The following is a 15220-nucleotide window of genomic DNA, read 5'->3' on the forward strand; positions in this document are numbered from 1 at the left end:
GAGGGGGATCATCCCGTGAACCGACCGAACATCGTGCTGATCATGACCGACCAGCAGCGTGCCGGCTGGACCGCCGCGAGCGGCTTCCCCCTGGACACCATGCCCTTCCTCGACGGGCTGATGAGCGGCGGCACGCGGTTCCAGCGGGCGCACACCACGTCCCCGCTGTGCGTGCCCGCCCGGGTCAGCCTGCTCACCGGACGCTACCCGTCCGCGCACCGGGTCCGGCAGAACAGCGCGGCGCAGCACGTGCTGCGCGGCTCCGACCTGGTGGACGTGCTCCGCGACGCCGGCTACGCGCTGCACCTGGCAGGCAAGACGCACTTCCACCGCAAGCCCGGCGACTTCGACACCTTCGCCGCACCGTACTGGCACAACCGCGGCCCGGCCGGCGCGGCGACCGCCGACCAGGCGCGGTTCGAGCAGTGGCTCGGCGCGCTCGACCACTCGGTCAGCCACGAGCCGACACCGTTCCCGCTGGAGTGCCAGTTCCCGCACCGGATCGTCTCCGACGCGATCAGCGCCATCGATCGGACGCCCGGCGACCGGCCGTTCTTCGCCTGGCTGTCGTTCCCGGAACCGCACAATCCGTACCAGGTCCCGGAGCCGTACTTCAGCCTCTTCGGGCCGGACCAGGTGCCCGACCGGCTGGCCGGGCCCGAGGGCGCCGCGCGCAAGGGCGGCACCTACACCTGGCTGCGAGATTTGATCGAGGAGAAGCGGCCCGGGTACGACGCCGAGTGGCGGCGCTACCGCGCCAACTACTGCGGCATGCTCCGGCTGATCGACGACCAGCTCCAGCGGTTCTTCGCGCACCTGCGCGAACGTGGGCGGGACGCGGACACGCTGGTGCTCTTCGTCGCCGACCACGGCGACTACGTCGGAGACTACGGGCTGCAGCGCAAGGGTGCGGGCATGCCCGAGTGCCTGATGCGCATCCCGTTCGCCGTCGCCGGGCCGGGCGTGCGGGCCATGGACAACCGCACCGACTTCGTCTCGCTCGCCGATCTGTTCCCGACGATCTGCGACGCGATCGACGTCGAGATCCCGCCGGGCGTCCAGGGCCGTAGCCTGTGGCCCCTGCTCACCGGGGCTCCGTATCCGGCCGAGGAGTTCGCCAGCGGATACGGCGAACGCGGGTTCGGCGGGCTGTCCTACGACGTCGACGAGCGCCCGCCGTTGCACTTCCCGTACGAGGGCCGGACCTTCGACGAGCTCAACACCGTCACCCAGTCCGGCACGACGGTGATGCTCCGGCGCGAGCAGTGGAAGCTGCTCCTGGACGAGCGCGGCGCCGGCGAGCTCTACGACCTGGACGCCGACCCCGCGGAGCTGGACAACCGGTACGACGATCCCGCGCTCGCCGAGATCCGCGCCGCCCTCACCACCGATCTCGCCCGCTGGATGATCCGCGTCCGGGACGACCTGCCGGAGGCGGTCTACACCCTCAAACGCGCGTCACACAACTGGCACTAGGCCGGCGCGGAGCCGGTGGAAGCGCGGTAGACCATGGACACGGGGAGCACGACATCCTCCGGTGAGGTGCCTCCGGACGCGATGCGATCGAGGAGGAGGCGGACGGCGGCCGCTCCGGCGTCGAAGAACGGCATGTGGACGGTCGTCAGCGGCGGAATGGTCCGGGCGGCGACCGGATGGTCGTCACAGCCGACGACCGAGCAGTCATCAGGGACTCGGAGCCCTCGCTCGTGCAGCGCGTTGAGCACGCCGACCGCCATGAGGTCGTTCTGCACGTAGATCGCGGTGATGCCGGAGGCCCGGTCGAGCAACCGGTGGGTGGCGGCGTACCCGCCCTCGACCTCCCATGCGCCGTCCTCGACGAGGAGGGGATCGTAGGGGAGGCCGTGTTCGGTCAGCACCCGCCGGTAGACGGCGGTGCGCCGCTGCGCGCTGTGACGCTGCTGGAAGCCGGTCACCATGGCTATCCGTCGATGGCCGAGCGCGAGCAGGTGGCGGATCGGGAGCGCCGCGGTGCTCTCGGACTCGGGGCCGACGGTCGGGACGCCGCCGCCGGCGATGTCGTGCAGGCTGACGGAGGGAGGCCCGGCACGCAGCAATCGCCCGACCTCCTCGTCCTCCTCGGTCGCCGGGGCGTTCATGATGATCCCGTCGACCCGGCGCTCCATCAGCACGCGCAGATAACGCACGCAGTCCGAGCCGTCCGGCTCGAGGCTGCTGAGGATCACGCTGAGGCCGTGCCGCCGTGCTTCGCGCTCTATGCCGACGAGGAACTGCGCCGGCGTCGTGTTGCTGAAGTCGACGGTGATCACTCCGAGGGTCAGGGAGCTGCGTGACTGCAGGCTGCGGGCCAGCGCGTTGGGGATGTAGCCGATCTCTTCGGCCGCCTCGATGATGCGCCGCCGGGTGGCCGGCGTGACGGTGCCCTTGCCGTTGAGCACTTTGCTCACCGTCTGGAAGCTCACGTTGGCGCGCGCGGCGACGTCCCTGAGCGAGACACTGGCCACGGCGGTTACCTCCGGTAGGCGAACGTTCGCACTGACTTTACCGCCGAATTCTGCCAGGTCTTCAACGCCGTCGCTTGCAGGGGTTGACGGAGTCGCTTGGGGTGGCACAGCATAGGCGAACGTTCGCCTTGGGATCTGGACCCTCAGTTCCGGCTCGGTGCCGTGAAGTCCTGACGCGCCCCTACCTCGAATGAGAGCAATGAACCGACCGAACATCCTGCTCATCTGCACCGACCAGCAGCGCTTCGACGCGATGGGCGCCTACGGCAACGACGAGATCGACACTCCCAACCTCGACCGGCTGGCGGCCCAGGGCGTGCTCTTCGAGAACTGCTACGTACAGAGCCCGGTCTGCGGCCCCTCCCGCGCCAGCCTGATGTCGGGCCGCTACGTTCACGCGCACGGCGCCTGGGCGAACGGCGTCGGGCTGCCCGCGCACGAGCACCTGTTCTCACGCACCCTGGCCGACCACGGCTACGACTGCGGCCTGGCCGGGAAGTTCCACGTCGGCGGGGCGTGTTTCGGCGGCCGTCTCGAGCCGCGGCTGGACGACGGCTTCCGCGTGTTCCGGTGGGCACACGACCCTTACGTCGGCTCGTCCGAGAACGCCTACCACCGGTGGCTGCGGGCCGTACGGCCGGACCTGTACGAGGCCGCCGCCCGGGCCGACTCCGGGACCGGCTTCGACACGCTTCCCACGGAGTTCCACTACAGCCGGTGGATCGGCGACGAGACCATCGACTACCTGCGGCGCTCGCGCGACGCGGACAAGCCGTTCTTCTTCGTGGCCAACTTCTTCGACCCGCACCACGGGTTCGGCGCGCCGAAGGAGTACGTCGATCGTTACCGCGGAAAGGCTCTGCGGCGTCCGGTCACCCGGGACCAGGAGCTCGCCGGCAAGCCGCCCGTGCAGACCGAGGCCTCGCACCGCTCCTACGCCGGCCACGCACGCGGCTACACGGAGTACACGGAATCCGAGCTCCACGAGGTCAGGGTCAACTACTACGCGATGGTGAGTCTCGTCGACGACGAGGTCGGCCGGATTCTCGCCGCCCTCGACGAGGCGGGCCTGGCCGAGGACACGCTGGTCGTCTTCACCAGCGACCACGGCGAGATGCTCGGTGATCACCAGCTCATGCTGAAGGGGCCGATGATGTACGAGTGCGCCGTCCGCGTGCCGCTCGTCATGCGCTGGCCCGCCGGGCTGCCCGCAGGCGAGCGGCGGGCCGGGCTGGCCCAGTGGATCGACCTGGCGACGACGTTCCTCGCGGCCGCGGGCGCACCGCCACTCCCCCGCGGGCAGGGGCTGAACCTCCTGCCGGCGGCCCGCGGCGAGCAGGACGCGCCGGCAAGGGACTGGGCGCTGTGCGAGTACCGCAACAGCGGCCACCCGTACGAGGAGCCCGTGCACACCACGATGCTCAGGCACGACCGCTGGAAGGTCGTCGTCTACCATGGCGCGCCGTCCACGACCCGAGCGCGCTCCGGCGAGCTGTACGACCTGGAGACCGACACGATGGAGCTGGACAACCTGTGGGACGACCCGGCTCATGCGGCGGTCCGGGCCGAGTTGCAGGAGCTGCTGCTCGACGTCCTGGTCGCCACCGAAGATCGTAGCCGGCCGCGGGCGGCGCACTGGTGATCCCACGAGCGCGCCGGCGAGCCCGGCCGCCGCGGTCAGCGGCGGCCGGTGCGGCCTGGTCAGTGCCGCTGCAGCGCGCGGAAGTCGTCGAGCCAGTAGCCGCGCCCCGACAGGGCGCCGCGGGGCTGCACGGTGTAGGGGGCGTACACGCTGTTGAGCAGCCACGGGGCCTTACCGGGGCCGAAGTTCTCGACCATCAGGTCGTCCTGCTTGAAGGCGTACGTGGCGACCGCCAGCCGCCCGGTGCCCCGGTACAGCTTCATCTGGTCGCGCAGGAAGCCCGCCTGGCTGGTGAACCACGGGCTGCCGGCCAGGAAGTCATCCCACTTCCGCTCGCTGAACGGCTTGTCGATGGCGGCCTTGATGACCTGCCATACCAGCGTGCCGGAGGGGAAGCCGTACTTCTGGGCGAACGCGGCCGCGACCGGGTCCTTCAGGTGCTGCTGCCAGTACCAGACGAGAGAGAACTCGGTGACCAGGAACGTCTGGTCGGGGCGCATCCTCGGCAGGATGTAGTCCAGGAACGGCTTCGCGTTCTCCGGCGCGGGGATGTGCGGGTGGATGTCCACGCCCTCGATCTCCGGCGTCTGGCGCACGAAGGTCATCCAGCGCTCGGCCGCCGGCGTGCGGCGGTCCGGCAGGTCGAGCCGGTTCAGCGCGCCCATGTAGAGCGCGGTGCCGCAGTCGGCGCCGCACCGCTCACGCCGGTAGTCGATCACGTGCCGGGCGACGGTCTCGTAGAACTCGTTGAGCCGCTGGTCACGCTCGGCGGGCAGGCTCTCGATGAAGGGCTCGTTGCCGATCGTGAGGATGTCCACCTTGCCCATCACCGTGGGCAGCACCTTGTCCAGCCGGGCCAGCTCCGCGGCCATCCTGGGGCTGCCCGGCGCGGGGAAGGACGTCGCGTCGTAGGGGAACTTCAGGCTGAAGACGGTGTCGTAGCCGCGCGCCGCCGCCTTGGTGATGGTGCTGATCGCGAAGTGCTCGGCGGGGTCGCCCTTGTCGGCGGCGGGCATCGGGAAGAACCCGCGGACCCACCGGGCGCGGGCCTCGCGAAGTTCCCGGTAGTCGAGGGCGTCGAGGTTCTGGTTGAAGTTGGCGCCCAGAGCGCCGTACGCGCGGGCGAGCGGCTTGGCGTCGGGCACGGATTCTGCTCCTTCCGCCGCGGCGGCGTGGGTGACGGGCGAGACGGCGAGAACCGCGGTTAAGGCGATGATCGACAGTCGGCGCAGCATGTGACCTGCTTTCTCGGAAGGGAAGGCCGATGCGTTGTTCAGCTCAGCACATTCATGTTTGCGCTAACCTGGGCGGCCTGTCAACGGCCTGGGCGGTGGCGGTGAGGTCAGCGGCGCGGCGGCGCGGTGGAGGCCCGCACCACCAGCTCCGGCCGGACGAACCTGCTGGCGGGAGCGGACGCCTCGGCCTTCTCCGGGGCCTCGATCTGCATGATCAGGTGCTCGAGGCAGCGGCGGCCCACCGTGGCGAGGTCCTGGCGGACGGTCGTCAGCGGCGGGATGAGGAACGGCGCGAAGTCGAGGTCGTCGAAGCCGACCACACTCAGGTCGTCCGGCACCTTGCGGCCCAGCTCGGCCGCCGCTTGCAGGACGCCCACGGCCATCTGGTCGTTGGCGGCGAAGACGGCGGTCACGTCGTCGTCGGCCAGCAGGCGGCGGCCGGCGTCGTACCCCGACTGCGGCGACCAGTCGCCGACGACGGGCGGCGGGACTGCGCGGCCCGACCGCTTCAGCAGCCGCTGCCACGCGGCCCGGCGCCGCTGCGCCGGGTTCGAGCCGGTCGGCCCGGCCACGTGGTGGACGGTGGCGTGGCCGAGCCCGAGCAGGTGATCCACGGCGGCGCGGACGCCGGCGGCCTCGTCCATGCCGAAGGTGGGGTGCCGGTGCGCCGCCCTGCTGTCGGCGATCACCACCGGCACCTCCTCGGGAAGCTGCAGGTGCGGGGTGTCGAGCACCCGGGCCTCTATCACGATCACGCCGTCCACCGCGCGGTCGGTGAGGCCGCGGACGGCGGCACGGATGTCCTTCTCGGTCGGGCCGTTGACCATCGCGACGCTCACCGAGTAGCCGCGGGCCTGGGCGCCGGTCACGACGGCCTCGAGGATGCGGACGTTGAGCACGGCGCTGAGGTTGAACATGACGACGCCGATCGTGCCGAACCGGCCGGTGGCCAGCGCCCGCGCGGCGATGTTGGCGCGGTAGCCGAGCTGTCTCATGGCCGTCTCGACCTTGAGCCGCGTGGCGGCGGTCACCCGGTCGTTGCCGTTGACGACCCGCGACACGGTCTGTCCTGACACACCGGCGATCTTGGCGACGTCCGCCATCGACGGGCCGCCGGACGCCCCCGTTCCTGGTTGCCGAGCCACGCGGGGTGCTCTCCCTTCCTCGTAGCAGCGCTGAACAAGGTCAGGCCAGGCCCTGGTGATTGGTTCCTTCGAAGTCGCTCAAGGACGTGTCGTAGTCCTTGCCGCCGACAGCGTACATCGACGTCATCCAGTGGTGGAAATTGTCGCCGGAGGCCCGAAGCCGCTGGTAGAGACGGCCGATCAGCGCCGACCGGACCTCGCCGAGCGCCGGGTCGCCGTAGCGGTTGGTCAGCTCGGACGGATCTTCTTCCAGGTCGTAGAGCTCGTTGACGCTCTCCGGGTTGACCACCAGCTTGAACCGGCGCGTGCGCAACATGCGCTGCGGATAGGGGAAGTGGTGGCCGTGGAACTCCGCGGTGATGTCCTCGCGCCAGCCGGCGGGCTCCTCCCCCAGCGCGAACGGCACCAGGCTGCGGCCGTCGGCGCCCGGCTCGGGGCCGGCCCCCGCCAGGTCGAGTATCGTCGCGGTGAAGTCGACCAGGCTGACGAAGGCCCCGGTCGACGCGCCGCCCGGCGAGCCGGGGACGCGCAGCAGGCCGGGGATGCGGTAGATGTCGTCGTACATGGCCGGGCCCTTGTCGTGCAGGCGGTGGGCGCCGGTGAACTCGCCGTGGTCGGCGGTGAAGGCCACCGCCGTGCTGCCGGTCAGGCCGAGCCGCTCCAGGGCCTCGGTCAGGCGGCCGACCTGCTCGTCGATGAGCGTCACATACCCCCAGTACGCGGCCACGAGCCGGCGCGCGGTCTCCTCGCCGAGCGTGTCGTGCGTCCAGTGCTCGCTGTAGCGCCGCTGGACGGGCGGCTTGTTCTCGAACGTCTCCTTGATCGACTCGGGCAGCTCGACCAGGTCGGGCGAGTACATCTCCAGGTACTCGCGCGGCAGCAGGTAGGGAAGGTGCGGCCCGTAGAAGTGCACGGCCATGTAGAAGGGGCGGCCGTCGCGGTGGAAGTCCTCGGCGTAGCGTTCGAGCCGGTCGATCGTGCGGTCGGCGAGGAAGCGCTCGAACGTGGCCTCCCCCGGCTGGTGCAGGACGCCCGCGAGCAGGTTGCCGGGCTCTCCGTTGGGGAAGACCCCGCGCACCTCCTCGCTGATCTCGGGTCCCGGCAGGCCGTGGCGCTCCAGCCAGGCCAGGTAGTCGGGGTGCCCCACCGGGTTGTGCCAGCCCGGGTAGTGGGCGCCGTCGAAGCCGAACTCACCGGGGCCGCGCCGCCGCCCGACGTGCCACTTTCCCTCGATGCCGACGTTGTAGCCGTGCTCGCGCAGGCGGCGGGAGAAGGGCGTGAACTCGTCCGACAACTCCTCCGAGTACCCCACGTTGCGCTCGTAGTTGGCCAGCAGCCGGTGCCGGAACGGCAGCACGCCGGTCAGCAGGCTGGCCCTGGCGGGGGTGCAGATGGCCGACGGGGTGAAGCAGGCGTCGAAGCGGGTGCCCGAGGCGGCGAGGGCGTCCAGGTGAGGTGTGGACACGTGGGGGTTGCCGTAGCAGCCGAGGGTGTCGACGCGGTGCTGGTCGGTCATCAGGAAGAGCACGTTCGTGGGTTGGCTCATCGGGCCTCCATGCTTGTTTCCGCAAACATCGGATTCACCGTCAGCGGCGGGGATCATGGCGCCTGAGCTGCAGCTCAAAGAAACCTCACCGTCATGACCTTGACGCTGATAGGCGGCGGTCATAGGTTAGCGCAAACATGGAACCGCTTCACGGGGGTCCCTGAAGGTTCAGGGCTGGGCGGGATCGTGACCGACTCGACGACGAAGAGGAGTCGCCATGGGGTCGCATCGCCGAATCCTTGGAACCCTGCCCGATGTGTCAGGCGCCGGGCGCCGTGACGTCAGCCGCCGCCAGTTCCTCGGCGGCACGAGCGCCGCCGTCCTGGCGGCGGCGCTGACCGCGTGCACCGGCGGCGGGCAGACGAGCCGCCAGAGCCAGGCCGCCGGTAACGCGCTGCAGTGGTGGGACCAGTTCAGGCCGCTGACCAAGATGCTGGAGAGCGACCTCTTCAGCCCCTACGAGAAGAGCCACGCGGGCGTCACGATCGAACGGCGCCAGATGGACGCGCCCGACCTCGGCCAGGCGCTGCAGGTGGCGCGGCGCAGCAACCAGATGCCGGACGTGCACTCGCTGGCGGGGCTGGGCGCCGTCTCCCCGGCCGCCCTGGTCAGCGAGGGCTGGTTCCAGCCGGTCGGCAAGCTCGCCGACTTCGCCGGCAGCCCGGTCGCCGGCCAGCTCTACGACGGCATCCACCGCTTCAACGGCGAGATCTACTCCTTCGCGCCGTTCTCCGGCCGGAATCACGAGGCGGTGCCGTGGTTCAACACGGCGCTGCTCAAGGAGGCCAAGGTGGACCCCGAGGACGAGCCGGCCACCTGGGACGACCTGCGCGACGTCGCCCGCCGCGTGACCAAGGGGAACGCCGCCGGCGCGTACGGGATGGTGATCCCGCTCAAGGACCCCGCGTACCTGGCGGCGCTGGTGCACCGGCTCGCGATGACCGCGGGCGCCCCCGGGCCCGGCGCCATCGACTGGAAGACGGGCGAGTACGTCCACGACTCCCAGCCGTACATCGACGCCGTCGAGTTCCTCGTCTCGCTGCAGAAGGACAAGGTCGTCCACCCGGCGTCCGCGTCGATGGGCCCCCGCGACGCCCGCGCCCGCTGGGCCGCCGGGCAGGCGGCCATCTACCCGTGGGGCGCGTGGTTCGTCGGCGGCCTGCGCGTGGACGAGCCCGAGGCGGTCGAGCGCGGGGTCGGCGTGTGGCACATCCCGTGCCCCGAGACCACCAGGAACTTCGTCTACAGCCCTCCGGCGCCCGGCACGTTCTGGGTGTCGAAACAGTCGAAGAAGGCCCAGACCGCGGCCGAGGTGCTGCTGCAGATGACCACCAAGGAGTTCCAGCTCAAGCTGGCCGCCGCCATGGACCAGCCGCCCGCACTGGCCGAGGTGGTGGCGGAGGCGCAGGTGCACCCCGCCTACCGGCAGTGCGTCGCCAACTTCCAGGACGACGTGCGCATCGGACCGGTGCCCGAGGTCGGCACGCCGGGCGTGTGGCAGGTGCTCGCCGAGATGCGCGACATCCATCCCGACCTCGGCGACATCGTCCAGTCGGTGCTGACCGGCGCCAGCTCCGACGTGGGCGGCCAGCTCCGGCGCTACAAGGACCAGCTCAGCACCGAGCGCGAGCGTGCCATCAAGGCGGTCAAGGAGGAGAAGGGGGTCGAGGTCGGCCTCGACGCCTGGGTCTTCGCCAACTGGGACCGCAAGAAGGACTACGAGCAGCAGGACTACGCCGGCCGCTGAGGGGCGGCCGGACAGGAGCACCATGACGACAACCCACGGGCAGACCTCCGCACACCCCCGGCCCGGACGGCTGAGGCGCCTGCGCAAGGACTGGTGGATCTACCTCTTCCTCCTGCCGACCCTCGTCGGGTACGGCGCGTACACCATCTATCCCCTGCTGGCGTCGTGGTGGTTCGCGTTCCTCGACTGGCCGGGCTTCGCCGACGCCGGGACGTTCATCGGCGTCGAGAACTTCGCGCGGCTGATCGAGGACGAGCTGTTCTGGAACGCGTTCTGGAACTCGATCGTGTTCCTCGTGATCGCCGTGCCGCTGCGGGTCGGGCTGGCGCTCGCGCTGGCGATCGTGCTCAACCGGAAGAAGACGCCGTTCAAGGGCTTCTTCCGCACGCTGTTCTTCCTGCCGGTCGTCACCACGGGCGCCATCGTCGGCATCGTGTTCACGCTGCTGCTGGACGCCGGCGGCCCGGTGAGCATGTCGCTGGTCTGGGCCGGCCTGATCGAGTCGCCGGCGAACTTCGCCGCCGACGCCGGCACCTCGCTCTTCGCCGGGATCGCCGTCTGGGTGTGGAAGTGGCTGGGCATCACCCTCATCTACTGGCTGGCCGCGCTGCAGACGATCCCGCAGGGCGTACACGAGGCCGCGATGATCGACGGCGCGGGCCCCTGGGCGGAGTTCCGGCGCGTCACGCTGCCGCTGCTGGTGCCGTTCCTGGTGATCATCACGTTGATCGACACCGTGGCGGCGTTCAACGTCTTCGACCTGATGCAGACCCTCACCGGCGGGGGCCCGTCCTTCTCTTCCGAGGTGATCGAGATCTTCATCTTCCGCACGGCCTTCCAGGCCACCGTCCCCCAGCTCGGATACGCCTCGGCCGCGGCGGTGCTGTTCGGGCTGCTCACCATGGTCCTCGCGATCGCCCAGGCGCTGGGCATGCGCTGGGCCAGGAGCCGGATGGGCTCGGCATGACCGCGCCCGCGGACACCCGGCCCGCCCGCCGCCCGCTTGCCGGACGGCCGGCCCTGCGCCGCCGCCCGCTTGCCGGACGGGCGGCCCCGCGCCGCCGGCCGAGCACCGGGCAGGTGGTGACCGCCCTCCTGCTACTCGTGCTCGGCGGCCTGTGGGTCTACCCGTTCGTCTGGCTGGTCTCGGCGTCGCTGAAGACCTCACCCGAGATCTTCGGCACGGGGCTCGGGCTGCTGCCCGAGGAGCCGGTCTGGGAGAACTACGCCCGTGCCTGGAGCGAGGTCGGCTTCGCCAGGTATCTGGTCAACACCCTCGTCATCACCGCCGGCACGGTGGTGCTCGTCGTCGTGCGCAGCGCCCTGGCGGGCTACGTGCTGGGCCGCTACGACTTCGCCGGCAAGAAGTTCGTCATCGGCCTGTTCCTGGTCACGTTCTTCCTGCCCGAGGGCTACACGATCATCCCGATCACCCAGCTCACCGACCAGCTCGGGCTGCTCAACACCCACGCCGGCGTGATACTCGGCCTGGGCGCGGGCGGGCAGATCGCCTCGACCCTCCTCTACGCCGGGTTCTTCAGGAAGCTGCCGAAGGAGCTGGAGGAGTGCGCCCGGCTGGACGGCGCGGGCCACTTCACCGTCTTCTTCCGCGTGATGCTCCCGCTGGCCTGGCCGATCACCGCCACGGTGGTCATCCTCACGTACCTGTTCGCCTGGAACGTCTACCTGCTTCCGCTGGTGTTCACGCTCAGCGATTCCGACCTGCGGACGCTGGCCGTGGGCATGACGGTCTTCGTGGGCGAGCGGGAAACGGACTGGTCGGGGATGGCCGCGGCCGCCGTGATCTCGCTGATCCCGGTGATCGCCGTCTTCGTCGTCCTCCAGCGGAAGTTCGTCGACAGCATCGCGGGAGCGGTGAAGCAGTGACAGGAACGTCGCAGTGAAAAGAACGGAGTTCTGAACCATATGTCTGTCCATGGCCGTGAGGCACTCGTGACGATCGACACCCGCCGCCCGGCGGGCCGGATCGACGACGACGTCTACGGACATTTCCTGGAATCGGCGTTCTTCGGCAACATCGAGGGCGGCGTGTTCGACGAGGGCTCACCGCTGTCCGTCGCCGAGCCCGGCCTGCTCAACGGCGTCCGCACCGACGTGCTCGACCTGGTCCGCGAGCTGGGCCCGGGGCCGATCCGCTGGCCGGGCGGCAACTTCACCTCGGCCTACCACTGGGAGGACGGCATCGGCCCGCGCGAGACGCGGCCGAGCCGGCTGGAGCTGGCCTGGGGCGGGCAGGAGTCCAACCGCTTCGGCACCGACGAGTTCCTGGCCTGGTGCGAGGCGGCGGGCGCGGAGCCGTACCTGGTGCACTCCTGCCGGAGTGTGGACGACGCGGTGCGCTGGGTCGAGTACACCAACTCCGCCCGCGCGACCACGCTCACCGCCCGCCGCGCCGCGAACGGGCGGGCCGAGCCGTGGAAGGTGCGCTACTGGGGCGTGGGCAACGAGGTCTACGGCCCGTGGCAGATGGGCCACCGCACGGCCGAGGAGTACGCCGCCGCCGCCCGCGAGCACGCCCGGTTCATGCGCCTGGTCGACCCCGAGATCCGCCTGATCGGCGTCGGCATCCCCTGGCAGCAGGAGCAGTGGACGCGCCCGGTGCTGGCCCGCGCGGGCAAGCTGCTGGACTACCTGTCCCTGCACCTTTACGGCGCCGGCACCCACCTGTGGACCGGCGACGACTACGACGCCGTCGTGGCCCAGGCGCTGTACTTCGAGCGGGAGATCCACGCCTACTCGCAGCTCGTCACCGAACTCGCCGCCGAGGTGGGCCTGGAGCGCCCGCCCGCGCTCGCGCTCGACGAGTGGACCATGCGCCACCTCGAACCCGAGGACTGGCCACAGCCGCTGCCCGGCGACGACGGCGGCGTCGCCGAGCGCGAGCTGCCCGAGGCGGGCGACGGTCCGGGACGCCGGGTGCGGGTGAACCGCTGGAGCCCCCGCACGGTCGCCGACCTGGTCTTCTGCGCGGGCGTGTTCCACGCCGTCCACCGCTCCGCCGGCCTGACCGCGCCCGTGTCCATGGCCAACCCGGTCAACCTGGTCAACGCCAACGGCCTGGTGGTCGCCCGCCCCGGTGGCGCGCTGCGCTCGGCGATCTACCACGTCTGGCACCTCTACCGGCACCACACCGGCAGGACCGTGCTGCCGTCCGAGGTGGACGGCCCGGCCAGGACGACCGCGGTCCGGCTCGGCGACAACTGGGGCCCGGACGGCCGGCTGCTCACCGCGCCCATGACCGTCCCGTACATCGACGTGTCGGCCACCCGCGCCGACGACGGCTCGGTGCGGGTGGCCGTCGTCAACCGGCACCGCGACGAGACCATCCGCGTGCGGCTCGTCCTCGACGGCAGCTCCGGCGCCACCCCCGCCCGCGCGCGGGTGCGTACCGTCGGCGGCGACGTCCCCGGCCTCGGCGCGGTCAACACGCTCGGCGCGCAGGACACGATCGCCGTGCGGGACCTGGGCGAGGTCGAGGCGAGCGGCGGGGCGTGGGAGATCGCGCCGCACTCGGTGACCGTGCTGACCCTTCTCGAGGAGCCTTCGTGACCCGGGATGCCGACCACCCCCGCCCTCTCCTCGTCCGCCGGCACTGGCAGGACCTGTGCGGCGAGTGGGGCTACGCGACCGACGACCACGACCGCGGCCTGGCCGAGGGCCGGCAGCGCGACGCCGGGGCCTTCACCCGCGCGATCACCGTGCCGTACCCGCCCGAGAGCGAGCTGTCCGGCGTCCACGAGCCCGAGCCGCACCCGATCGTGTGGTACCGCCGCACGCTGCGTCTGGAGCGCGAGCCGAGGCCGGACGAGCGGCTCCTGCTGCACTTCGGCGCGGTGGACTACCGGGCGCGGGTGTGGTTCAACGGCGAGTACGCCGGCGAGCACGAGGGCGGTCACACCCCCTTCACCTTCGACGTCACCGAGGCTGTCGTCCCCGGCGGGGAGCAGGTCGTGGTGGTCCGCGCGCAGGACGAGTGCGACGACGCGACCCAGCCGCGCGGCAAGCAGGACTGGCGCGGGGAGCCCCACGACATCTGGTACCACCGCACCACCGGCATCTGGCAGCCGGTCTGGGCCGAGGTCGTGCCCGCGCTGCACGTCCGGCGGCTGCACTGGACCCCGGACGTGCCCGGCGCCGCGGTGGCCGTCGAGGTCGAGCTCTCCCAGCGGCCGGACCCCGCCGTGGACGTCCACGTGGTCCTCACCCTCGGGGACGAGGTCCTGGCGGAGCAGACGTGTCGCGCCGACCGGCGGGACGGCCGGTGGGTGATCGCCGTCCCGGCCGCCCGGCACCAGATGGAGCTCAGCGGGCTCCTGTGGACGCCGGAGCGGCCGACCCTGCTGGACGCCCGCGTCGAGCTGCGCCGCGACGGCGTCGTGATCGACGCGGTGACCTCGTACGTCGGCCTGCGCAGCGTCGGTGTCAGAGACGGCAGGTTCCTGCTCAACGGCCAGCCCCGGTTCCTGCGCCTGGTCCTCGCCCAGAACTACTGGCCCGGCTCCCACCTGGCCACCCCCGCTCCCGGCGCGCTGCGCCGGGAGGCCGAACTGGCCAAGGAGCTCGGGTTCGACGGCGTGCGGGTGCACCAGAAGGTCGAGGATCCGCGGTTCCTGGCCTGGTGCGACCGGCTCGGCCTGCTGGTGTGGAGCGAGATGCCCAGCGCGTACGAGTACTCGCCCCGCGCCGTCGAGCGGCTGACCCGCGAATGGCTGGAGGTCGTCGCCCGCGACCGCAGCCATCCGTGCGTGGTGACGTGGGTGCCGTTCAACGAGAGCTGGGGTGTCTGGCACGCGGCGGACGTGCCCGAGCAGCGGCACGCCACCGCCGCGCTCTACCACCTCACCAAGGCGCTCGACGGCACCCGGCCGGTGATCTCCAACGACGGGTGGGAGCACACGGAGAGCGACATCTGGGGACTGCACGACTACGCGCCCACCGGCGAGTCGATCCGCGAGCGCTACGCCGGGCCCGAGGCGCTCGCGCGCATCCTCGGCGACCGCCCGCCCGCGCGGCGCGTCGCCCTGCTCGGCGACCCGGTCCGGCGCGGGCAGCCGGTCGTGCTGTCCGAGATCGGCGGGACCAGCCTCCGCCCGGCGCCGGACGAGGCCTGGCACGGGTACGGCACCGTCGGCTCCACCGAGGAGCTGACCGAGGGGTTCCGGCAGCTCGTGGACGCGGTGCTGGACAATCCGGAGCTGGCCGGTCTGTGCTGGACCCAGCTGACGGACACCGAGCAGGAGCGCAACGGGCTGCTGACCGAGGACCGCGAGCCCAAGGTGCCCGCGGAGACCATCCGCCGCATCCTCACCCGCCCGGCCCGGTCGGTGCCCGCCGAGGCCATCGACGCGGCCCGCCGCGCGGCCAGGGACCGCTGAGCGTGCTCGCGACCGCACACCCTTGA

General features: G+C 71.2%; 11 protein-coding genes. 7 read left to right on the forward strand and 4 right to left on the reverse strand.

Translation table 11 applies throughout. The annotated features are described in order from the left end of the window. The first annotated feature begins 15 nt into the window (after positions 1-15). Complete coding sequence (locus ACIHFD_RS47805; RefSeq protein WP_397372555.1) at positions 16-1476, forward strand: sulfatase-like hydrolase/transferase; 1461 nt, start codon at positions 16-18, stop codon at positions 1474-1476. On the opposite strand, the gene ACIHFD_RS47810 is transcribed toward ACIHFD_RS47805, so the two are convergent. Beyond that, positions 1473-2483 carry a LacI family DNA-binding transcriptional regulator gene (locus tag ACIHFD_RS47810; RefSeq protein ID WP_397372556.1) on the reverse strand — a complete coding sequence of 337 codons (1011 nt, stop codon included), beginning with the start codon at positions 2481-2483 and terminating at the stop codon, positions 1473-1475. The genes ACIHFD_RS47805 and ACIHFD_RS47810 overlap by 4 nt on opposite strands. A gap of 199 nt (positions 2484-2682) precedes the next feature. Here ACIHFD_RS47810 and ACIHFD_RS47815 point away from each other — a divergent pair, with 199 nt between their 5' ends. After that, the gene (locus ACIHFD_RS47815; protein WP_397372557.1) at positions 2683-4125 is read left to right on the forward strand and encodes a sulfatase; all 1443 of its coding nucleotides are present in this window, start codon (positions 2683-2685) and stop codon (positions 4123-4125) included. 59 nt (positions 4126-4184) lie between these two features. On the opposite strand, the gene ACIHFD_RS47820 is transcribed toward ACIHFD_RS47815, so the two are convergent. The 3 genes from ACIHFD_RS47820 to ACIHFD_RS47830 all read right to left on the reverse strand — a co-directional run bounded on the left by ACIHFD_RS47820 (position 4185) and on the right by ACIHFD_RS47830 (position 8051). Beyond that, positions 4185-5360 (reverse strand): hypothetical protein, encoded by a 1176-nt coding sequence (locus ACIHFD_RS47820; RefSeq protein ID WP_397372558.1) that lies wholly within the window; start codon positions 5358-5360, stop codon positions 4185-4187. Between the two features lie 107 nt (positions 5361-5467). Beyond that, positions 5468-6505, reverse strand: coding sequence for a LacI family DNA-binding transcriptional regulator (locus ACIHFD_RS47825; RefSeq protein ID WP_397372559.1), 1038 nt, complete (start codon positions 6503-6505; stop codon positions 5468-5470). Between the two features lie 40 nt (positions 6506-6545). After that, on the reverse strand, positions 6546-8051 hold the full coding sequence (locus ACIHFD_RS47830; protein WP_397372560.1) for a sulfatase-like hydrolase/transferase: 1506 nt from the start codon (positions 8049-8051) through the stop codon (positions 6546-6548). Positions 8052-8307: 256 nt separating this feature from the next. Between ACIHFD_RS47830 and ACIHFD_RS47835 the strand changes: the two genes are divergently transcribed. The 5 genes from ACIHFD_RS47835 (at position 8308) to ACIHFD_RS47855 (ending at position 15194) form a co-directional block, all read left to right on the forward strand. Continuing rightward, a complete protein-coding gene (locus ACIHFD_RS47835) occupies positions 8308-9798 on the forward strand; it encodes an ABC transporter substrate-binding protein (RefSeq protein WP_397372561.1) in 1491 nt (496 codons plus the stop codon). 22 nt (positions 9799-9820) lie between these two features. After that, a complete protein-coding gene (locus ACIHFD_RS47840) occupies positions 9821-10765 on the forward strand; it encodes a sugar ABC transporter permease (RefSeq protein WP_355209310.1) in 945 nt (314 codons plus the stop codon). Continuing rightward, complete coding sequence (locus tag ACIHFD_RS47845) at positions 10762-11685, forward strand: carbohydrate ABC transporter permease (protein WP_397372562.1); 924 nt, start codon at positions 10762-10764, stop codon at positions 11683-11685. Before ACIHFD_RS47840 ends, ACIHFD_RS47845 begins: the two co-directional genes overlap by 4 nt. Positions 11686-11751: 66 nt before the next feature. After that, positions 11752-13368 (forward strand): alpha-L-arabinofuranosidase C-terminal domain-containing protein, encoded by a 1617-nt coding sequence (locus ACIHFD_RS47850; protein ID WP_397372563.1) that lies wholly within the window; start codon positions 11752-11754, stop codon positions 13366-13368. After that, positions 13365-15194, forward strand: coding sequence for a glycoside hydrolase family 2 protein (locus ACIHFD_RS47855; RefSeq protein WP_397372564.1), 1830 nt, complete (start codon positions 13365-13367; stop codon positions 15192-15194). Before ACIHFD_RS47850 ends, ACIHFD_RS47855 begins: the two co-directional genes overlap by 4 nt. Positions 15195-15220 lie beyond the last annotated feature (26 nt).

It is taken from the genome of Nonomuraea sp. NPDC051941 (assembly GCF_044593615.1).